16 protein-coding genes are annotated in these 19,773 nt (G+C 70.8%); 9 read left to right on the top strand and 7 right to left on the bottom strand.

What is annotated here, in order from left to right; translation table 11 throughout:
- Positions 1-127: 127 nt before the first annotated feature.
- The 3 genes from gltX to ACZ7DY_RS33500 form a co-directional block, all read right to left on the bottom strand.
- Complete coding sequence (gltX, locus tag ACZ7DY_RS33510) at positions 128-1,606, bottom strand: glutamate--tRNA ligase (protein WP_471142248.1); 1,479 nt, start codon at positions 1,604-1,606, stop codon at positions 128-130.
- Complete coding sequence (locus tag ACZ7DY_RS33505; protein ID WP_471142245.1) at positions 1,599-2,387, bottom strand: fumarylacetoacetate hydrolase family protein; 789 nt, start codon at positions 2,385-2,387, stop codon at positions 1,599-1,601. The genes gltX and ACZ7DY_RS33505 overlap by 8 nt, the downstream gene beginning before the upstream one ends.
- Before the next feature lie 94 nt (positions 2,388-2,481).
- Entirely contained in the window at positions 2,482-2,682 is a 201-nt protein-coding gene (locus ACZ7DY_RS33500; RefSeq protein WP_471142243.1) for a hypothetical protein, read from the bottom strand.
- Between the two features lie 571 nt (positions 2,683-3,253).
- Between ACZ7DY_RS33500 and ACZ7DY_RS33495 the strand changes: the two genes are divergently transcribed.
- The 8 genes from ACZ7DY_RS33495 (at position 3,254) to ACZ7DY_RS33460 (ending at position 13,859) form a co-directional block, all read left to right on the top strand.
- A complete protein-coding gene (locus ACZ7DY_RS33495; RefSeq protein ID WP_471142240.1) occupies positions 3,254-7,168 on the top strand; it encodes a sensor histidine kinase in 3,915 nt (1,304 codons plus the stop codon).
- 9 nt (positions 7,169-7,177) lie between these two features.
- The gene (locus ACZ7DY_RS33490; protein WP_030787430.1) at positions 7,178-7,591 is read left to right on the top strand and encodes a roadblock/LC7 domain-containing protein; all 414 of its coding nucleotides are present in this window, start codon (positions 7,178-7,180) and stop codon (positions 7,589-7,591) included.
- 140 nt (positions 7,592-7,731) lie between these two features.
- Positions 7,732-8,133 (top strand): DUF742 domain-containing protein, encoded by a 402-nt coding sequence (locus ACZ7DY_RS33485; protein ID WP_471142237.1) that lies wholly within the window; start codon positions 7,732-7,734, stop codon positions 8,131-8,133.
- Positions 8,114-8,698, top strand: a complete 585-nt coding sequence (locus ACZ7DY_RS33480; RefSeq protein ID WP_471142235.1) for a GTP-binding protein — start codon at positions 8,114-8,116, stop codon at positions 8,696-8,698. The genes ACZ7DY_RS33485 and ACZ7DY_RS33480 overlap by 20 nt, the downstream gene beginning before the upstream one ends.
- A 339-nt stretch (positions 8,699-9,037) precedes the next feature.
- The gene (locus ACZ7DY_RS33475) at positions 9,038-12,184 is read left to right on the top strand and encodes a sensor histidine kinase (protein ID WP_471142232.1); all 3,147 of its coding nucleotides are present in this window, start codon (positions 9,038-9,040) and stop codon (positions 12,182-12,184) included.
- Between the two features lie 10 nt (positions 12,185-12,194).
- Complete coding sequence (locus ACZ7DY_RS33470; protein ID WP_030787419.1) at positions 12,195-12,608, top strand: roadblock/LC7 domain-containing protein; 414 nt, start codon at positions 12,195-12,197, stop codon at positions 12,606-12,608.
- Positions 12,609-12,703: 95 nt separating this feature from the next.
- The gene (locus ACZ7DY_RS33465; protein ID WP_471142228.1) at positions 12,704-13,294 is read left to right on the top strand and encodes a DUF742 domain-containing protein; all 591 of its coding nucleotides are present in this window, start codon (positions 12,704-12,706) and stop codon (positions 13,292-13,294) included.
- A complete protein-coding gene (locus ACZ7DY_RS33460; RefSeq protein WP_030361923.1) occupies positions 13,275-13,859 on the top strand; it encodes a GTP-binding protein in 585 nt (194 codons plus the stop codon). Before ACZ7DY_RS33465 ends, ACZ7DY_RS33460 begins: the two co-directional genes overlap by 20 nt.
- A gap of 64 nt (positions 13,860-13,923) precedes the next feature.
- Here the strand turns inward: ACZ7DY_RS33460 and ACZ7DY_RS33455 are convergent, their stop codons facing one another.
- On the bottom strand, positions 13,924-14,310 hold the full coding sequence (locus tag ACZ7DY_RS33455) for a tautomerase family protein (RefSeq protein WP_471142225.1): 387 nt from the start codon (positions 14,308-14,310) through the stop codon (positions 13,924-13,926).
- Positions 14,311-14,434: 124 nt separating this feature from the next.
- On the opposite strand from ACZ7DY_RS33455, the gene ACZ7DY_RS33450 reads away from it, so the two are divergent.
- Complete coding sequence (locus ACZ7DY_RS33450; protein ID WP_471142223.1) at positions 14,435-15,325, top strand: LysR family transcriptional regulator; 891 nt, start codon at positions 14,435-14,437, stop codon at positions 15,323-15,325.
- 31 nt (positions 15,326-15,356) lie between these two features.
- Here the strand turns inward: ACZ7DY_RS33450 and ACZ7DY_RS33445 are convergent, their stop codons facing one another.
- From ACZ7DY_RS33445 to ACZ7DY_RS33435, 3 genes are all read right to left on the bottom strand, one after another.
- Positions 15,357-15,548 (bottom strand): acyl-CoA carboxylase subunit epsilon, encoded by a 192-nt coding sequence (locus ACZ7DY_RS33445; protein ID WP_471142221.1) that lies wholly within the window; start codon positions 15,546-15,548, stop codon positions 15,357-15,359.
- A 62-nt stretch (positions 15,549-15,610) separates the two neighbouring features.
- Positions 15,611-17,203, bottom strand: coding sequence for an acyl-CoA carboxylase subunit beta (locus ACZ7DY_RS33440; protein WP_471142219.1), 1,593 nt, complete (start codon positions 17,201-17,203; stop codon positions 15,611-15,613).
- Between the two features lie 185 nt (positions 17,204-17,388).
- Entirely contained in the window at positions 17,389-19,737 is a 2,349-nt protein-coding gene (locus ACZ7DY_RS33435) for a polysaccharide lyase 8 family protein (RefSeq protein WP_471142217.1), read from the bottom strand.
- Positions 19,738-19,773 lie beyond the last annotated feature (36 nt).

Genomic DNA, 19,773 nt, shown 5'->3' with positions numbered 1-19,773 from the left:
ACGGTAGCCGCACTCCCGCCTCCTGGCTGGGGGTTCGGGGGTCATCCCCCGGTCGGCATGGTTCGACCGTATGCGAAGGACCCGGGAGCCGTGATGGCTTCCGGGTCCTTCGGCTGCGTACGCGTCGTTACGCGGCGAGCTTCGCCAGGGCCGCGTCGATGCGGGTGAGCGTCTTCTCCTTGCCCAGGATCTCCAGGGACTCGAAGAGGGGCAGGCCGATCGTGCGACCGGTGACGGCGACGCGGACCGGGGCCTGGGCCTTGCCGAGCTTCAGGCCGTGCTCCTCGCCGGCGGCCAGGACGGCCTCCTTGAGGGAGTCGGGGGAGGTCCAGTCGGCCGCCTCCAGCTTGGCGCGGGCCGTGCGCAGGAGGGCGTCGGAGCCCTCCTTCATGGCCTTCGTCCAGGACGGCTCGTCGAAGACCGGCTCCGGCAGGAAGAGGAAGTCCACGTTGTCCGTGATCTCGGAGAGGACCTTGAGGCGGGTCTGCGCGTGCGGCGCGATGGCCTGCCAGGCGGCCTCGTCGAACTGCTCGGGGGCCCAGTTGGCGTGCGGGGCGCGCAGCCAGGGCTCGCAGGCCTCGGCGAACGTCTTCACGTCCAGCATGCGGATGTGGTCGGCGTTGATCGCCTCGGCCTTCTTCAGGTCGAAGCGGGCGGGGTTCGGGTTGACGTCCGCCACGTCGAACTTCGCCACCATGTCGGACATCGAGAAGACGTCCTGGTCCGCGGAGAACGACCAGCCCAGGAGGGAGAGGTAGTTCAGCAGGCCCTCGGGGAGGAAGCCGCGCTCGCGGTAGATGTTGAGGGAGGCCTGCGGGTCGCGCTTGGAGAGCTTCTTGTTGCCCTCGCCCATCACGTACGGCAGGTGGCCGAACTCGGGGATCGTCTTCGCGATGCCGAGCTCGATCAGGGCCTTGTAGAGCGCGATCTGGCGGGGGGTGGAGGAGAGCAGGTCCTCGCCGCGCAGGACGTGGGTGATCTCCATCAGCGCGTCGTCGACCGGGTTGACCAGCGTGTACAGCGGGGCACCGTTGGCACGGACGATGCCGTAGTCCGTGACGTTCTCCGGCTGGACGGTGATCTCGCCGCGGACCAGGTCGGTGAAGGTGGTGGCCTCGTCGGGCATCCGGAAGCGGACGATGTGGCTGCGGCCCTCGGCCTCGTACGCCTGCTTCTGCTCGGCGGTGAGGTCGCGGCAGTGGCCGTCGTAGCCGGAGGGCCTGCCGGCGGCGCGGGCGGCCTCGCGGCGCGCGTCGAGCTCCTCGGTGGTGCAGTAGCAGGGGTAGGCGTAGCCGCCGTCGAGGAGCTTGGCCGCGACGTCCCGGTAGATGTCCATGCGCTGCGACTGGCGGTACGGCGCGTGGGGGCCGCCGATCTCGGGGCCCTCGTCCCAGTCGAAGCCCAGCCAGCGCATCGAGTCGAGCAGCTGCTCGTACGACTCCTCCGAGTCGCGGGCCGCGTCGGTGTCCTCGATGCGGAAGACCAGGGTGCCCCCGTTGTGCCGGGCGTAGGCCCAGTTGAAGAGAGCGGTGCGGACCAGGCCCACGTGGGGGTTGCCGGTCGGCGAGGGACAGAACCGTACGCGTACGGGGGTCGCGTTAGCCACGCTTGATCACCTTGTTGGTGAGAGTGCCGATGCCTTCGATGGTGACGGCGACCTCGTCGCCGACGTTGAGGGGCCCGACGCCTGCCGGGGTGCCCGTGAGGATGACGTCGCCCGGGAGCAGCGTCATGGCCTCGGAGATGTTGACGATCAGATCCTCGATGGAGTGGGTCATCTCGCTGGTGCGGCCGAGCTGGCGCTGCTGTCCGTTGACCGTGCACTGGATGGTGAGGTCGCTCGGGTCGAGCTCGGTCTCCACCCAGGGGCCGAGCGGGCAGGCGCTGTCGAAGCCCTTGGCGCGGGCCCACTGCTTCTCGCGGCGCTGGACGTCACGCGCGGTGACGTCGTTGGCGCAGGTGTAGCCGAAGATCACGTCCTTGACCCGCTCGCGCGGGACCTCGCGGCACATGCGGCCGATGACCACGGCCAGCTCGGCCTCGTGGTGCAGCTCCTCGGAGAACGAGGGGTACGTGATGGCGTCGCCGCTGCCGACCAGCGAGGTGGACGGCTTGAAGAACGCGAAGGGGGCGTCGGGGACTTCGTTGCCGAGCTCCGCCGCGTGTTCCTTGTAGTTGCGGCCGAAGGCCACGATCTTGTTCGGGAGCACCGGCGGCAGCAGGCGGACCTTGCTCAGGGGGACCTTGGTGCCGGACAGCTCGAAGTCGGCGTACGGGATGCCCTTGATGATGTCGAGGACGAGCTCGCCCTCCTTGCCGGGGGCGCTCTCCCCCTCGACCGCGCCGTAGCCGACATTGCCGTCGATGGAGAACCTGGCGATGCGCACGCTCTAGCCTCTTGGGGTGGTTTGCGGAGTGACACCCCAGGCTAACGCGGGGGCCTGTGGCCTGCTGACGACATTCCTCCGGGTGGGGCCGCCTCTAGACGGCGGAGGGGGTGGCGGCCTCCGGGGCGTCCATGAGGATGGTGCGCTTGGGGTTGGCGGTCTGCGTCGGCAGTTCGACGGCGTGCTCCGGCTGCTCGGGCGCGGCCTGGAACTCGTCCGCGTCCGTGAGGTGCGCGAGCGTGGTGCGGCGCGGGTTGGCTATGTTGCGGAACATCGTCGACTTCACAGTCTTCATCTGCTGTTCGGACCTTGTCGGTTGTGGCGTCGTGTGGCGGACGCGGTTGTCGGATTCGCCATCCCTGTAAAGCGTCAGGCTAAACATCCAATTCCCGGCCAAAGTCCGGAAGACGCCATGATCTTCGTGTGAGTTTGCTCACGAGGGAGCCGACAAAAGGGTCAATTCAGGCCCGGGTTCCGCCAGTTGGAAACGGACATTGCGCCACTGAAGCCACCATTCCGCTCTTGATCATGAAGACTGGGACACCCCCTGCCGCCAGGAGCTTTGTGGGTAAGGGTCCGTTTTGGACCAGATCACTTTCTACGTCTCGTCACCCCTCACTCACACCGTGTCACGTAGGTCGCGGCGCGACACACGGGCCTTGTTGGAGATCCGGCACTGTGCTGGAATTCCCGGGACCGCCGCGGGATCGAACCGGCGCGCAGGGGCGCAACAGCGCCGAGTGGCGGCGGGAAGGGGGAGCAGCGCCGGTCACTCAACGACCACCATGGGGCGTTCGCCGCCCCACGACGCCGACACCGTCCCGCCGTTATCCGGCAGGACGCCTGGTCCAGAGGTTGCGACGCTAGTGCAGGGACGTTTCAAGAGGGATGGCAAGGGGTCTCCCCAGGCCGACCACGGCCGAGGAAGTGCTCCGGCGGAGCCGGAGCGCGGCTCCTCGCCCCAGCACGCCCAGAACCCCGGACCGGGTGCGCCCGGCGACAGCGGCCCCGGCGCACGCCAGGGGTCCGCCGGCGGCGGCACGGCGGCCGCCCCGGCCAAGGGCAAGGGCAAGGGTTCGGCCGGCACCAAGACGCCCACCGGTCCCGGCTCGCGAATAGCCCTGCGCAACTGGCGCATCTCCACCCGCCTGGTCTCGCTGCTCGCGCTCCCCGTGATCACCGCGACCTCGCTCGGCGCGCTCCGCATCAACTCGTCCATGGACGAGATCCAGCAGCTCGACAACATGAAGCTGCTGACCGAGATGACCAAGCAGGCCACCGAGCTGGCCGCGGCGCTCCAGGAGGAGCGCGACAAGTCGGCGGGCCCCCTCGCGCACGGCGCCGACGCCTCGGACTACACCGTCAAGGGCGCCCGCGAGAAGACCGACCGCGTCTACCGCAACTTCCTCCAGGGCACCCAGGACCTCAACGACACCGACGGCGAGAAGGGTCTTCTCGGCGTCCGGCACAGCGCGGTCCAGATCACCCAGCAGCTCCAGGGCATCAACGACGTCCGCAAGAACGCGTTCAAGGACGAGAAGTCGACCTCGCAGACGGTCGAGGCGTACAGCCAGCTCGTCGAGCAGCTGCTCAAGCTCTCGCAGGACATGGCGCAGGCGACGAGCAACCCGGACATGATCCAGCGCACGCGCTCGCTGGCCGCCTTCTCCTCCGCCAAGGAGTACGCGTCCGTCCAGCGCGCGATCATCGCCGCGGCCCTGCCCGCCAACGACAGCCAGTACGGCAAGATCTCCGAGACCGACCGCACCTTCGGCCTCAGCGCCAACGAAAAGGAGCGCTCGGAGCTCCAGACGTTCAGCAAGATCTACGCGGGCAACGCCGGTGAGCTGACCAAGCCCATCGACGGCGCCAACCCCGCGGTCAAGGCCGCCAACGAGTACGCCAAGCGCGTCCTCGAGCAGGAAGGCGGCATCAAGCTCCAGGACAAGCGGTCCTACAAGGACTGGGTCGACGCGGACACCACCAAGATCGACGCGATGTCCAAGATCGAGCTGACGCTGCTCGGCGAGATGGAGCAGAAGGCCCGCGAGCTGCGCAACGAGTCGGAGCAGTCGGCCATCCTCAACGGTGCGCTGATCCTCCTCGTGCTCGGCGTCTCGCTCGTCGGCGCGTTCGTCGTCGCCCGGTCCATGATCCGCTCGCTGCGCCGGCTCCAGGACACCGCGACCAAGGTCGCCCAGGACCGCCTGCCCGAGCTGGTCAAGCAGCTCTCCGAGTCGGACCCGCAGGACGTCGACACCTCCGTCGAGTCCGTCGGTGTGCACTCCCGGGACGAGATCGGCCAGGTGGCCGCGGCCTTCGACGACGTGCACCGCGAGGCCGTCCGCCTCGCCGCCGAGCAGGCCCTCCTGCGGGGCAACGTCAACGCGATGTTCACCAACCTCTCGCGCCGTTCGCAGGGCCTCATCCAGCGCCAGCTCTCGCTCATCTCCGAGCTGGAGTCGCGCGAGGCCGACCCGGACCAGCTCTCCTCGCTCTTCAAGCTCGACCACCTCGCGACCCGCATGCGCCGTAACGGCGAGAACCTCCTCGTCCTCGCCGGTGAGGAGCCGGGCCGCCGCTGGACCCGCCCCGTCCCCCTCGTCGACGTGCTGCGTGCCGCCGCGTCCGAGGTGGAGCAGTACGAGCGCATCGAGCTCTCCTCGGTCCCCGCGACCGAGGTCGCCGGACGCGTCGTCAACGACCTCGTGCACCTCCTCGCCGAGCTGCTGGAGAACGCGACCTCGTTCTCCTCGCCGCAGACCAAGGTCAAGGTCACCGGTCACGCGCTGCCCGACGGCCGCGTCCTGATCGAGATCCACGACACCGGCATCGGCCTCTCCCCCGAGGACCTCGCCGCGATCAACGAGCGGCTCGCGTCGCCGCCCACCGTGGACGTCTCCGTCTCCCGCCGCATGGGCCTGTTCGTGGTCGGCCGCCTCTCGCAGCGCCACGGCATCCGCATCCAGCTGCGGCCGTCCGACTCCGGCGGCACGACCGCGCTGGTCATGCTCCCCGTCGACGTCGCCCAGGGCGGCAAGAAGGTGCCGGGCAAGCCCGGCGCGCCCTCCCCGACCGGTGGTCCCGCGGCGGCCCAGGCCGCGGCGGGTGCCGCGGCCGCGCGCCGCGGCGCCGGCACGGGCAACGGCGGCCCCGGTCTGACCGCGGGCCCCGGCCGTGGCGGTCCGGCGCTCGCCGGTGGTCCCGGCGGCGGTCCCGGCGGCGGTGGTCAGGGCGGCCCCGGTCTGCTCGGTGCCGGCGCGCCCCGCCAGCAGGTCGCGGGCTCCGGTCCACGGGCCGCGCTGCCCTCCCGGGACACCGGACAGGGCCAGGGCCAGCAGCGTCCGCAGGGCGGTCAGCCGCAGGCTCCGCAGGGCGGCCGCGGCGGCAACGCGCCGCAGCCTCCGGTGCCCCAGCAGCGTACGAACGCCATGAACCCCCCGGCCGGCTCCGGCGCGGGCAACGACCAGGCCGGCCAGGGCCGCAGGCCGCAGCTGCCGCCGCGCGGTGGTCCGCGCGCCGAGCTGCCCGGCGGCAACCCCGCGCCGAGCGTGCCGGGCGGCGACCAGCCGGCCCCGCGCGTGCCCAGCTGGAGCGACGAGAACGCGCAGCCGCACATCTCGCGCGAGCCCTTCGACACCCCGCGCGGGCACGAGGAGCCCGAGTCCACCGGGCAGTTCGCCCAGGCGGCCCCCGACGACCCGCTGGGTCCCGGCTCCACCGCCGAGTTCCCCCGCCCCGACTTCGACGGCCCGGCGCCCGGCGCGCCCGCGCCGCAGGACAACGGCTCCACGGGCCAGTTCGTCCGCTCGGACGTCTTCGGAGGCGGTGGCGGTCAGCAGCCCGGCCGGCCCGTCGACCAGAGCGCCCGGAACGATTTCCGGCAGGACGATCCGCAGGGCAGGCCGCAGCACCAGGCGGGCGGTCCCGCGCAGCACGGCAACCGGGAGATGCCCGACTACACCGTGCCGCGTCCGCCGGCCCCGCGCCGCGGCGAGGGCGCCCCGCACCAGGGCATCCCCCAGCAGCCGCAGCCGTCCGGACCCCAGCCGACCGGACCTCAGCCGACCGCGCCGCAGCAGGGCCAGGTTCCGCAGCAGGGTCAGCTGCCGCCGCACCACCAGCAGGCCCCGCAGCCGCTGGAGCCCACGCAGCACCTGCAGCCCGCCGAGCCCGAGCCGCTGCCCCCGGCCGGCCCCGGCGACGGGCGCACGCCGCTCTTCGACACGCTGGAGACCAACTGGTTCCAGCAGCAGCAGAACCAGCAGGCCGCCGAGGAGCAGAGCCGCCGGGCCGCGCAGCAGGAGCAGCAGAGCCGTCAGGCCCCGCAGCCCCCGCAGCACCAGCCCCCGCAGCACCAGGCCCCGGAGCCGGCGCGCCACCAGGCGCCCCAGCCGCCGCAGCGCCCGCTCCCCTCGCGCCCCCAGCGCCAGGACCCGGCCGCCGCGCCCGCGGCGGGCGACGCCACCAACGGCGCCGGCACCCCCGGGAACTGGCGTTCCTCCCCCAACGACGAACTGGGCCGGCAGGCCGAGCGCGTCCGGCAGCCGTCCGCGGGCGGCGTCACCACATCCGGACTGCCGCGCCGGGTCCCGCGGGCCAATCTGGTCGCGGGCACGGCCCAGCAGCAGCAGGACAGCACAGGTCCGCAGGTCTCGCGTGCGCCCGACGACGTACGCGGCCGGCTGACGAATCTCCGTCGGGGTATCCAGCAGGGGCGCCAGGCCGGCACCGGCCAGACAGGCAGTTTCCCTCGCCCCACTCACCAGCAGGAGCGTTAGTTGAGCCCGATGAGCCAGGCGGCACAGAATCTGAACTGGTTGATCACCAACTTCGTGGACAACACCCCAGGGGTGTCCCACACCGTGGTGGTCTCCGCCGACGGACTCCTTCTGGCGATGTCCGAAGGCTTCCCCCGCGACCGCGCCGACCAGCTCGCCGCGGTCGCCTCCGGGCTGACCTCGCTGACCGCCGGGGCCTCCCGGATCTTCGAGGGCGGCACGGTGACCCAGACCGTGGTGGAGATGGAGCGGGGGTTCCTCTTCATCATGTCCGTCTCCGACGGTTCGTCCCTCGCGGTGCTCGCGCACCCCGAGTGCGACATCGGCCTCGTCGGGTACGAGATGGCCCTCCTCGTCGACCGCGCGGGCGCCGTCCTCACCCCGGACCTCCGCGCCGAGCTGCAGGGCAGCCTGCTCCACTAGCCCGAGCACGCTCCGAAGCCTTACCCCTTCGGCCGCCCCACCGACCGAACGTACTGACCAACCGTCCGGCCGCCACACTGCCCCCACCGGCTCTGTCAGACGGCACACGCAGATGACCTGCTGTCCCGCCCGGAGGATCCATGACCCCGCCCACCGCCTCACACAACCCGTACGGGGACCCTTCGTACGGACTGGAGGGCGACCAGCCGTTGGTGCGTCCCTACGCGATGACCGGCGGCCGGACGCGGCCCCGCTACCAGCTCGCCATCGAGGCGCTGGTGAGCACCACGGCCGACCCGGCCCAGCTGATGGGGCTGCTCCCCGAGCACCAGCGGATCTGCCACCTCTGCCGTGAGGTCAAGTCGGTTGCCGAGGTCTCGGCCCTTCTGGCGATGCCCCTCGGGGTGGCCCGGATCCTCGTGGCGGACCTGGCCGAGGCCGGGCTCGTCGCCATCCACCAGCCCGGCGGCGACGAGAACGCCGGTGGCCAGCCTGACGTGACACTGCTCGAAAGGGTGCTCAGTGGACTTCGCAAGCTCTAGCGGTTCGAGCCCGGCCCGGTCCACCACCTCCGCGAAGATCGTGGTGGCGGGCGGCTTCGGCGTGGGCAAGACCACGTTCGTCGGGGCGGTCTCCGAGATCAACCCGCTGCGCACCGAGGCCGTCATGACGTCCGCGTCGGCCGGCATCGACGACCTCACCCACACCGGGGACAAGACCACCACGACGGTGGCCATGGACTTCGGCCGCATCACCCTGGACCAGGACCTGATCCTGTACCTCTTCGGTACGCCCGGTCAGGACCGCTTCTGGTTCATGTGGGACGACTTGGTCCGTGGCGCGATCGGCGCGGTCGTGCTCGTGGACACCCGCCGTCTCGCCGACTGTTTTCCGGCCGTCGACTACTTCGAGAACAGCGGGCTGCCGTTCGTCATCGCCCTCAACGGCTTCGACGGCCACCAGCCGTACACGCCCGACGAGGTGCGCGAGGCGCTGCAGATCGGGGACGGCACTCCGATCATCACGACCGACGCGCGACACCGTGCGGACGCAAAGAGTGGCTTGATCACGCTGGTGGAACACGCACTTATGGCACGTCTCAAGTAGGCAGGTCCGTACGGCAGTTGCCGTAGTCCATACGGAGTGATCTGTGTCCTTTGACACGGTCGCTCGCCATGTTCATAACGTTTCGACAGAGAATTGCCCGGTGACCGCCACGCGTCGCTGTCACCTGGTGTCGCTGTGCTCACAAGAGCCCCGCCTTTTGGCGGGGCTCGCTCTTTATGACCGATTTATCTGAGGCTTACACCACGGGGAACCGCCGCTTCCCACTGTTTGGAAGAGCAGCCCCTGACGTGCTGGAATGCGCTGAACTGCCCAGTAGCACGGGCCTTGGAGACGACAGCGGCACGACGTGAGTGCCGCCGCCGAGAGGTTGTTGGTCGAGTGAGGCGAAGCAAGCCGAGCCCCGCGGCATCCCCCACCGGGGACACGCGGGGCAACTTCACCCCGCCGCCGCGCACAGCGGCGTCCCCCGCCGACATGGCCACCGCGCCAGGAAACGAGCCCCCGGCCGCCTCCGGTGGACGGATGTCCCCCCGCAACTGGCGCGTGCCGACCCGGCTGAACGCGATCCTGCTCATACCCGTGCTCGTCGGCCTGGTCATGGGCGGTTTCCAGGTCAAGGGGTCCATCGACACCTGGAGCGAGGCCCAGGACGCCGAGAACACCGCCCGTCTGGTGCGGGCGTCGCTGAACTACGGCAACCGTCTCATCGAGGAACGCGACATCTCCGCCGCTCCGCTGCTGAACGGCAAGCGGAACGACCCGGCCGTCGTCAAGGCGCGCAAGGCCACCGACCAGGCCGCCGCCGAGTTCAAGTCGGCGGCCGAGAAGATGCCGGACAAGGAAGGCCTCAACCGCCGCCTCGCCGGCTTCCGCAAGGTCGAGCCGAAGCTCGGTCCGCTGCGCCAGGCCGCGTACACCACCAAGCTGCCGGGCGTGCAGACCGAAGAGGGCTACGTCGCCATCCAGCACCCCCTGATGGAGTTCGCCAACGAGCTCGGTCTGGGCACCGGCAACATCACCAGCTACGGCCGTACCGTCTACGCGATCTCCCTCTCCAAGGCAGCTCTCTCCCTGCAGCGGTCCATCGGCACCCATCTGCTGGTCAAGCCGGGTCCCGGCACCGGTTCGTTCACGCTCCAGCGCACCTCCCTCTCCTCGTACGCCTACCTCGAGCGCATCGCCATCGAGGAGTACACCGGTGGTGGCACCCCCGAGGACGTCGCCAAGCTGGAGGACGCCAAGAAGGAGCTGGCGGCCGCCGCCGACAAGCAGGCGGGGCCGGCCCTCTCGCAGGACAAGATGGTCGCGGCCATCGCCACCATGCCGAGCACCCAGCCGAGCGCACGCGTCGAGCTGGCCGGCAAGGGCATCACGCCCAAGGCCTGGTGGGCCACGACCACCGCCAAGTTCGACGCGTACCGCACCATCGAGTCGGACCTCGCCGACAAGGCCGTGGACGAGGCGTCCGACATCGCCGCCACCGCCCAGCGCAACGCCTACATCACCGGCGCCATCGTGGTGCTCGCGCTGCTCGCCGCCTTCATCCTGGCCGGGCTCATGGCCCGCCAGATGTCCAAGGCGATGCGTCAGCTGCGTACCGCCGCCTTCGGCATCGCCGAGCAGCGTCTGCCGATGCTCGTCGACCAGCTCTCGCGCACCGACCCCGGTCGCGTCGACACCCGGGTGCAGCCCATCCCGATCAACTCCACGGACGAGATCGGCGAGGTCGCCCGCGCCTTCGACCAGGTGCACCGGGAGGCCGTCCGGCTCGCCGCCGAGCAGGCGCTGCTCCGCGGCAACATCAACGCGATCTTCACCAACCTGTCGCGCCGCAACCAGTCGCTGATCGAGGGCCAGCTGACCCTCATCACCGACCTGGAGAACAACGAGGCCGACCCGGACCAGCTGGAGAGCCTCTTCCGCCTGGACCACCTGGCGACCCGCATGCGCCGCAACGGCGAGAACCTCCTGGTCCTCTCCGGCGAGGAGCCGGGCCGCCGCTGGGACCAGCCGGTCCCGCTGGTCGACGTGTTGCGCGCCGCCTCCTCCGAGGTGGAGCAGTACGAGCGCATCGAGCTCTCCGGCGTGCCGGAGGCCGAGATCCACGGCCTGGCCGTGACCGACCTCGTGCACCTGCTCGCCGAGCTCCTGGAGAACGCCACCACGTTCTCCTCGCCGCAGACCAAGGTCCGCGTCACCGCGACCCGGCTGCCCGACGGCCGCATCATGGTCGAGATCCACGACAAGGGAATCGGCCTCACCGCCGAGGACTTCGCGGACATCAACCACAAGCTGGCCAACCCGCCGACCGTGGACGCCGCGATCTCGCAGCGCATGGGCCTGTTCGTGGTCGGCCGGCTCTCCGACCGGCACGGCATCCGCGTGCAGCTGCGCCCCTCGGGCGAGCAGGCGGGCACGACGTCGCTGGTCATGCTGCCGGACGCGATCACCCACGGTGGTGGTGGCGAGCAGGCCGCGCACGACAGCGAGTTCACCGTCTCCTCGATCATCCCGGAGCAGCAGGCCCTGGAGGCCGAGCCGCTGCGCACGGCCGCCGAGCTCGGCTTCGACGACAGCCGTTACCACGGTGACGGTTCCGAGGCGCAGCCCGAACTCGACCCGGTCGGCCGCTCGTTGATGCGCGAGGAGCGCAGGGCGGCCCTGGAGGCCCAGGCCCAGCAGCCCGGCGGTCACCGTCCGCTCTTCCGCGACGAGGTGGAGCCGCAGCAGCAGCCCCAGCAGGGCGGGCAGCACGGCGGGTACGAGCAGCAGGCCGGCTACGACCAGCAGGCTCCCGTCTACGACGAGCAGCAGCAGGCGGGCTACGACCAGGGCCAGGGTTACGAGAACGAGCAGTACGGCAACAGCGGGTACGCGACCGCGCAGTACGCCGACGACGGCTACCGCGAGGAGCAGTACCCGGCGGAGCAGTACTACCAGGAACAGCCTGCCCAGGACGGCTACCAGGCCGGTTACCAGGACCCGCAGATCTCCTATCCGGAGCGCTCCCACCAGGATGACTGGCCCAGCGGTGACGGCTACCAGGCCGATTACGGCCAGGAAGCGGAATCTGCCCCACCAGCCCACGCGGCCGACGCCGAGCGCGTAGGCTTCGACCGGCCGGGACCGACTCCGTCCGTCGTCCACGAGATGACCGACGCGGGCCTCCCCCGCAGGGGTTCCTCCGGTGCGAACGGGAACGAGAGCTCCCCCGCCGCCGGCGAGGGCCGGGACGACTGGCGTTCGTCCAACGACGAGCGCTGGCAGCGTGCCGAGCGCCTCAAGGAGCCGAAGGCGGGCGGGGTCACCTCGTCCGGACTCCCGCGGCGGGTGCCCAAGGCCAATCTGGTCGAGGGCACCGCGGAACAGACCCCACAGGGCGGCCCCCAGGTCTCCCGCGACCCCGAGGACGTACGGGGCAGGCTGAGCAACCTGCGCCGGGGCGTCCAGCGGGGACGCACAGCAGGCAGTGACACGAATGGCCAGGGCTTCAGCCCTGATAGCACCTACAACCAGGAGCGTTAGTGTGAGCCCGATGAGCCAGGCGGCACAGAACCTGAACTGGTTGATCACCAACTTCGTGGACAACACCCCAGGGGTGTCCCACACCGTGGTGGTCTCCGCCGACGGACTCCTTCTGGCGATGTCCGAAGGCTTCCCCCGCGACCGCGCCGACCAGCTCGCGGCCGTCGCCTCCGGGCTGACCTCGCTGACCGCCGGGGCCTCCCGGATCTTCGAGGGCGGCTCCGTCACCCAGACCGTTGTGGAGATGGAGCGAGGATTTCTCTTCATCATGTCCATCTCCGACGGCTCGTCGCTCGCCGTTCTCGCCCACCCAGATGCGGACATCGGTCTCATTGGGTACGAGATGGCACTTCTTGTCGACCGCGCGGGCACCGTTCTCACGCCGGACCTGCGCGCGGAGCTCCAGGGGAGCCTTCTCAACTAACAGACAGACGGTGCGTTTTCGTGTCCCGTGCCCGTAAGGTTTCGGGACGCGGCTCCACAGTGATGGTGCCCGGCACAGTTGGAGGAGGAAGCAACGTGGCAACACCCCCAGACGGTTCGTCATCGGCGAACTGGTCCCCTGGTCATGGCCAGGGCGGCCGGCACGACGGCGGTCCGAACAGGTACAACTTCCCCTCCGCGCCGAGCCACCGCCGCCAGTCGTACGGGCAGCCCCAGCAGCCAGGACCGCGCCCGTACGACCAGGGCACGCCGGCGCACGCGCCCCGTATCCAGCCCGTGCAGCCCCAGCGGCGCGCCCCCGAACCGGCGCCCGCCGGGTCGGCGAGCAACCCCCTGGTGCGCCCGTACGCCATGACGGGCGGCCGCACCAGGCCGCGCTACCAGCTCGCCATCGAGGCGCTGGTGCACACCACCGCACAACCGCACCAGTTGCAGGGCCAGTTGCCCGAGCACCAGCGCATCTGCAACCTGTGCCGCGAGATCAAGTCAGTCGCCGAGATCTCGGCGCTGCTCTCCATCCCCCTCGGCGTCGCCCGGATCCTCGTAGCCGACCTGGCGGAGGCCGGACTTGTCGCCATCCATCAGCCCGGCGGCGACGAGACCGCCGGCGGCCAGCCAGACGTGACACTGCTCGAAAGGGTGCTCAGTGGACTTCGCAAGCTCTAGCGGCGGAGCAACAGCCCGCTCCACCACCTCCGCGAAGATCGTGGTGGCGGGCGGCTTCGGCGTGGGCAAGACCACGTTCGTCGGGGCGGTCTCTGAGATCAACCCGCTGCGCACCGAGGCCGTCATGACGTCCGCGTCCGCGGGCATCGACGACCTCACCCACACCGGGGACAAGACCACCACGACGGTGGCCATGGACTTCGGCCGCATCACCCTGGACCAGGACCTGATCCTGTACCTCTTCGGTACGCCCGGTCAGGACCGTTTCTGGTTCATGTGGGACGACTTGGTCCGTGGCGCGATCGGCGCGGTCGTCCTGGTCGACACGAGGCGGCTCGCCGACTGCTTCCCCGCCGTCGACTACTTCGAGAACTCCGGGCTGCCCTTCGTCATCGCCCTCAACGGCTTCGACGGCCACCAGCCGTACACGCCCGACGAGGTGCGCGAGGCGCTGCAGATCGGCCCGGACACCCCCATCATCACCACGGACGCGCGACACCGCGCGGACGCGAAGAGCGCGCTGATCACGCTGGTCGAGCATGCGCTGATGGCGCGGCTGCGGTAGTCCCCCGTACCTGTTCTTGCCCGTACGCGGATATGGCCCGCACGCCTCGGCGTGCGGGCCCCTGTCACTTCCGGCGGTAGTGCGCGAACTGGGTCACGCCCCCATAGCCGTAGCTCTCGGGGTGCAGTTCGTGCAGGGCGACGCCGCCGCGGGCGAGCGGGCCGAGGAGCCCGGTCAGGAAGTCCTGGGCCCCGGCGATGAAGGCGGCCTTCTCGGCCGCGCTGTTCGTGCCCGCGGTGAGACTGACCTCCAGGTGTGCGTCGAGGGCGCCGGACAGGGGTTTTCCGGCCACGTGGTAGCGGTCGGCGGGGACCAGGTCGAGGTGGACGACGGTACGGGCGCGGGACTTGCCGAGCGCGGAGACGGCGAGGCGGGTCAGCCCTTCGGCGAGCGCCTGGCGCACCTCCGCGGGCAGGTCGGGGTCGGTGACGGTGGCCCTGATGTGGGGCATGGCTCTCCTCGAGTCGTACGCCGTGGTCACTGCGGTGCCGCCCGGTGGCGGCCCGTGGCCCACCCTCGCCCGGACCGGCACCCTTGATCCAACGCAGAGCCGTCATCCCCTATGAGGCCGCCTCATGACCGTGAACTTCCCGCAGCTCAGAGCCTTCGTCGCCGTCGTCGACGCGGGCGGCTTCAGCGCGGCGGCCGCCGAGCTCGGCATGAGTCAGTCCGCGGTGTCGCACGCCGTGGCCTCCCTGGAGCGGGAGCTGACCGGCGCGCTGCTCATCCGGTCGGCCCCGGTGCGGACCACGGTCCTCGGCGAGCGGGTCCTGCCGTACGCCCGGAGCGCGCTGTCGGCGGTGCGCTCCGTCGAACAGGTCGCCGCGGACGCCGCCGACGCCCTGACCGGCACAGTGCGGCTGGCCGCCACCCCCACGGTCTGCCAGGGCCTGCTGCCCGGCCTGCTGCGGCACTGGCGCCAGAGCACGCCCCAGGTCACGGTGCGGGTCTTCGAGGGCGACAGCGCCGAGATCGGCGACTGGCTGGAGAACGGCACGGCCGACGCCGCCGTCCTGGTCGACCCGGAGCCCGGCCCCGGCGTCCTGCTCGCGGTCGACGGCTACCGCGCCCTGCTCCCCCGGGACCATCCGCTGGCGGGCGAGCCGGCCGTCGACATCCGCGACCTGGAGGACGACGACTTCCTGATCTCGCCGGGCGGCTGCGAGGAGCGCGTCCGCGCGGTCCACGGCCTCGCGGGGCAGGAGCTCGCCCCGGCCCGCCGGGTCCGGGACCTGGCGACCCTCATCAGCATGGTGCAGGCGGGCCTCGGCGTGACCGTGCTGACGGAGGCGTCCCGCTCCCTCGTCCCGCCCGACCTGGTGCTGCTGCCGCTTTCGCCGCGGACCTCGCGGCGGCTCGTGCTGTCGGGGCCGCGGGGGAAGGCCTGGCATCCCGCGGTGCGCGCCCTGGCGGAGTCCGCCGCCGCGCAGCTTGCCTCGGGACACGTCGAGGCCCCGCCTCCCTGAGGGGAAGCGGGGCCTCGGCGGAATGCGGGTGTCAGCCCTGCCAGCTGTGCGGGGCGCGGAAGCCGGGGCTGCGCTCGAGGCGGCGCCAGCCGGCCTTGTCACGGCCGCGACGCGCGGGGGCGGCAGGCTGGGCAGCGGCGCGCGCCAGCAGGATCGCGGTGATGGCCGCGACCTCCTCGGGTTCGGCGTGACCCTTCTCGACGCGGATGTCGGGGGCATTCATCTGCAGCGTTCTCCTTGTGGGCTACTGCGTGGGTTACTGCGGTCGTGGACGCCGGCCCGTCGCTACTGCGGGGGGTTGCCGTGCTTGCGCGAGGGCAGGTCGGCGTGCTTGTTGCGGAGCATGGCGAGGGACTTGATGAGGACCTCGCGGGTCTCGGCCGGGTCGATGACGTCATCAACCAGACCGCGCTCGGCGGCGTAGTAGGGATGCATCAGCTCGGCCTTGTACTCCTTGACCATCCGCGCCCGCATCGCCTCAGGATCCTCCGCGGCCGCGATCTGCCGCCGGAAAATCACATTCGCAGCACCCTCGGCACCCATGACGGCGATCTCGTTGGTCGGCCACGCGTAGGTCAGGTCCGCGCCGATGGACTGGCTGTCCATGACGATGTAAGCACCGCCGTAGGCCTTGCGCAGGATCAGCGAGATCCGCGGCACCGTGGCATTGCAGTACGCATACAGCAGCTTCGCACCATGCCGGATGATCCCGCCGTGCTCCTGGTCCACCCCGGGCAGGAAACCGGGGACGTCCAGGAGGGTGACGATGGGAATGTTGAAGGCGTCGCACATCTGCACGAACCGGGCGGCCTTCTCCGAGGCCTCGATGTCCAGGACACCGGCCAGCGCCTGCGGCTGGTTGGCGACGATCCCCACCACCTTGCCGTCCAGCCGGGCCAGCGCACAGATGATGTTGCGCGCCCAGCGCTCATGGACCTCCAGGAAGTCACCGTCGTCGACGAGCTCCTCGATGACCTTGGCCATGTCATAGGGGCGGTTGCCGTCCGCCGGCACCAGATCCAGCAGGACGTCGGAACGCCGCTCCACCGGGTCCTCGGACTCATGCGCCGGGGGGTTCTCCCGGTTGTTGGAGGGCAGCATCGAGATCAGGTAGCGGACCTCGGCCAGGCAGGTCTCTTCGTCGTCGTAGGCGAAGTGGCACACACCCGAGGTCTCGGCGTGCACATCCGCCCCGCCCAGCCCGTTCTGGCTGATCTCCTCCCCCGTCACCGCACGCACCACATCGGGGCCGGTGATGAACATCTGCGAGGTCTCACGCACCATGAACACGAAGTCGGTCAGCGCCGGCGAGTAGGCCGCGCCGCCCGCGCACGGGCCGAGCATCACACTGATCTGCGGGATGACGCCCGAGGCCCTGGTGTTGCGCTGGAAGATGCCGCCGTAACCGGCGAGCGCCGAGACGCCCTCCTGGATCCGGGCGCCGGCGCCGTCGTTGAGCGAGACCAGCGGCGCACCGGCCGCGATCGCCATATCCATGATCTTGTGGATCTTCGTGGCATGCGCCTCACCCAGCGCCCCGCCGAAGATCCGGAAATCGTGCGCGTAGACGAAGACCGTGCGGCCCTCCACCGTGCCCCACCCGGTGATGACACCGTCGGTGTACGGCTTCTTCGCCTCCAGGCCGAAGCCGGTGGCCCGGTGCCGGCGCAACTGCTCGACCTCGTTGAACGAACCCGGGTCAACCAGGAGTTCGATCCGCTCGCGTGCGGTCAGCTTGCCCTTGGCGTGCTGCGCCTCGGTCGCCTTCTCGCTCGGTCCCCGGAGGGCCTCGGCACGGATCTCATGCAGCTCGGCCACCCGGCCGCGCGAGTCGGTGGGCTCGCTCCCGGAGGAAGCGGTCTCGTCCAAAACGGTCATGTAAGCGACCTTACGGAGGGCTCCCAGGGAAACGGACCGTCGACTCCTCACAGTCTCCGGGCCGTTTTCCTGGCACCCCCGGACAGAAGAGAGCCGCCGCCATGAAGAAGTGACGGCTCAGCCCCTCCTCCCTTGTGGGGGTTCCACAAAAAAGCCCCCACCGGGTGGTCATCCGGAGATCTCCGTCACCTGAGAGACACCTCACACCGGTGGCTCGCGCACGCCTTTCCCGGCGTGATCCGCAGCCGCAGCGACCTGCCCGTGGCGACCACCTCCACCGAGGGGTCCTTGCTCACCACGCGGGCCACGGGACGGTTCCAGACACATTCGAAGGGTTCTCCGGTGCGCGGGGGTTCGCTCACACGCACGGTAGCCGTTCTCCCCCGCTGCCTGAGCAGCACGCTCGACGGCGCGGTGACGGCGAGCGGCCCCGCCTCCCCCGCCTGCCAGAAGTTGGCCCCGGTCAGCCCGAGCGAGTCCACGGCCACCGCCTGGACCTCGTCCGAATTGGCGAGGACCGACAACCAGCGGCGGTCGGCGGCGCGGGCCGCCAGGGTGCGGCGCGACGCCCCGGGCATCAGGACATAGGCGTACGTAGCGTCCGTGGGGTCCGTGCCGTGGTCCAGCCACAGCGTCTGCCAGCGCCGGGTCCGGCGCTCGGTGGAGCTGGTGGTGTTGATGTCGGACCAGGCGCCGGTGCGGTCCTCGCGCAGGGTCCGCAGCCCGGACGTACCGCCGGGGAAGACCCAGCCGCCGTGGCCGTCCAGGTGGGCCCAGCGGGGGCGCGCGCGGTCGTCGAGGGTGAAGGCCGCGGTGCCGGACTCGCCCAGGTTGCGGTTGTCGACGACCGTCTCCACCGGGACGCCGTCCCCGGCGGTGATCCCGGCGCCCAGGCAGATCACGGCGTCCGCGGCGCAGAACCACGACTTGCGGGCCCGCAGCGTGGAGCCGAGCCCCTTGACGTGCTGGCCGACGGCCGCGAACTCGCCGTCCGTCGCGCCGCCCACCCAGGTCACGGCGGGCCTTGCCGCGCCCCACTCGCCGCCCGCCCTGTCGGGGAGCCGTTTGGTGGAGACCGTCGTGCCGGGCAGCCGGTAGGGGTCGACGGTCGGCCAGAACCAGTCGGTGTACTGGTCGCCGCGGCTCCCGGCGGCCCACCAGTAGAGCATTCCGGCGCCCGTGTGCCAGCCGCGCGGGTTCTCGCCGTTGCCGCACTCGTAGTACGCGATCCGCTCCGAGGCCATCGAGAGGTTCGCCGTGAAGGCGGGGCGGCGGTGCACCGCGCGGTCCATGGCGGGAAACAGCCGGTGCTCCACCGGCTCCGGCGCCGCCGCCACACCGGAGTCCGCGACCGCGTGCAGCCGCGCCAGGTCGGCGACCCCGAACTGCCGGGCGGTGAGGATCGGCGTCACGGTGTCCCGCTCGATCCAGCCCTTGATGCGGGCGTGCCAGCGCCGCCGTTCGGCCGCGCTCGCGCCGCCCGCGAGCAGCGCCATGGCGGCGATCAGGCCCTGGCCGTGGAAGTGGTCGCTGCGCATGATCCTGCGGTCGTCGCTCTTGAGGTAACCGCGGCTGATGGCACGGCCGTTGACGCTGTCCATCATCAGGCCGTCGACGATCAGGGGCGCGTACGCCCGCTCGACGCTGTCGAGGATGATCTGCTTCTTGGGGTCGGTGACCTCCCAGGTCGACCCGGCGAGCAGCGCGAAGAGCCGGCCGAGGCCGTCGAGCATGACCTGCCCGTACGTTCCCGAGTACGCGACCCAGGTGTGCTGGACGAACGAGCCGTCCGCGTAGAGGCCGTCGCCCTTCGTCACGTAGGGAAAGACGGGTGAGAGCGCGTCACGGGCGAGGGCGACCTTGGCCGGGGCCCTGCCGAGGATGCCGCGCAGGGCGACCGAACGGCACAGGTCGACGCGGTTGGCCCCGGTCGATGTGCCGGTGTAGTCGCCGATCGCGGAGTCGGGGACGAAGTGGTCGACGGCGGCGAAGGCCTTGTCCCTGCGTGCCGCGCCGAGCTCGTCGTGGAGCGCCGCCACGATGTCCATGAGGAGCCGGGGGCTGCCGATCTGCCACTCCCACCAGTTGCCGTAGCGGGTGGTGGCGGAGTGGTAGACGGTGTCCCCGAGGTGGTCGAGGCCGCGCAGGACGTCGGCGAGGAGTCCGGCGTCGCCCGTCGACCCGGTGCCCTCGCAGATGTACGCCTGGGTCATCGTCCACAGCCTGCTGTAGCTCAGGGTGATGCCGGCGGGCGGGTCGAACGGGGCGTCGGGCCAGAGGGACTTGGCGCCGGGCGCCATGGCCGAACGGAAGGCGCGGGCCAGGTCGCCGGTCTCCTTGAGCCGGGACGCGTACGGCTCGGTGGCGGGGTCGTACCCGGTGCCGAGGGAGATCTCCAGCCAGCGCTTGCGCAGGACGGTGAACTCGTCGTCGTCCGCGGCGGCGTACGCCGGGGCCGGCAGGGTCAGCATGGCGGCGGCTCCGGTCGTGCTGAAAGCGGTTGCGGCGAGAAACGTACGGCGGGTTGGGGTCATGCGTCAGGGGTGTATCAGGCGGGGGAAAGCGCTGTC

Source organism: Streptomyces sp. NPDC037013 (assembly GCF_055607265.1).
Note: the sequence above shows the minus strand (reverse complement) of the source record. Positions and strands in the feature narration are given on the sequence as shown.

Bases quoted from the DNA above. Each gene is read 5' to 3' on its own strand.
- ACZ7DY_RS33500 (WP_471142243.1), bottom strand. From the start codon at position 2,682: ATGAAGACTGTGAAGTCGACGATGTTCCGCAACATAGCCAACCCGCGC.
- ACZ7DY_RS33490 (WP_030787430.1), top strand. From the start codon at position 7,178: ATGAGCCAGGCGGCACAGAATCTGAACTGGTTGATCACCAACTTCGTG.
- ACZ7DY_RS33485 (WP_471142237.1), top strand. From the start codon at position 7,732: ATGACCCCGCCCACCGCCTCACACAACCCGTACGGGGACCCTTCGTAC.
- ACZ7DY_RS33470 (WP_030787419.1), top strand. From the start codon at position 12,195: ATGAGCCAGGCGGCACAGAACCTGAACTGGTTGATCACCAACTTCGTG.
- ACZ7DY_RS33455 (WP_471142225.1), bottom strand. From the start codon at position 14,310: ATGCCCCACATCAGGGCCACCGTCACCGACCCCGACCTGCCCGCGGAG.
- ACZ7DY_RS33450 (WP_471142223.1), top strand. From the start codon at position 14,435: ATGACCGTGAACTTCCCGCAGCTCAGAGCCTTCGTCGCCGTCGTCGAC.
- ACZ7DY_RS33445 (WP_471142221.1), bottom strand. From the start codon at position 15,548: ATGAATGCCCCCGACATCCGCGTCGAGAAGGGTCACGCCGAACCCGAG.
- ACZ7DY_RS33440 (WP_471142219.1), bottom strand. From the start codon at position 17,203: ATGACCGTTTTGGACGAGACCGCTTCCTCCGGGAGCGAGCCCACCGAC.
- ACZ7DY_RS33435 (WP_471142217.1), bottom strand. From the start codon at position 19,737: ATGACCCCAACCCGCCGTACGTTTCTCGCCGCAACCGCTTTCAGCACG.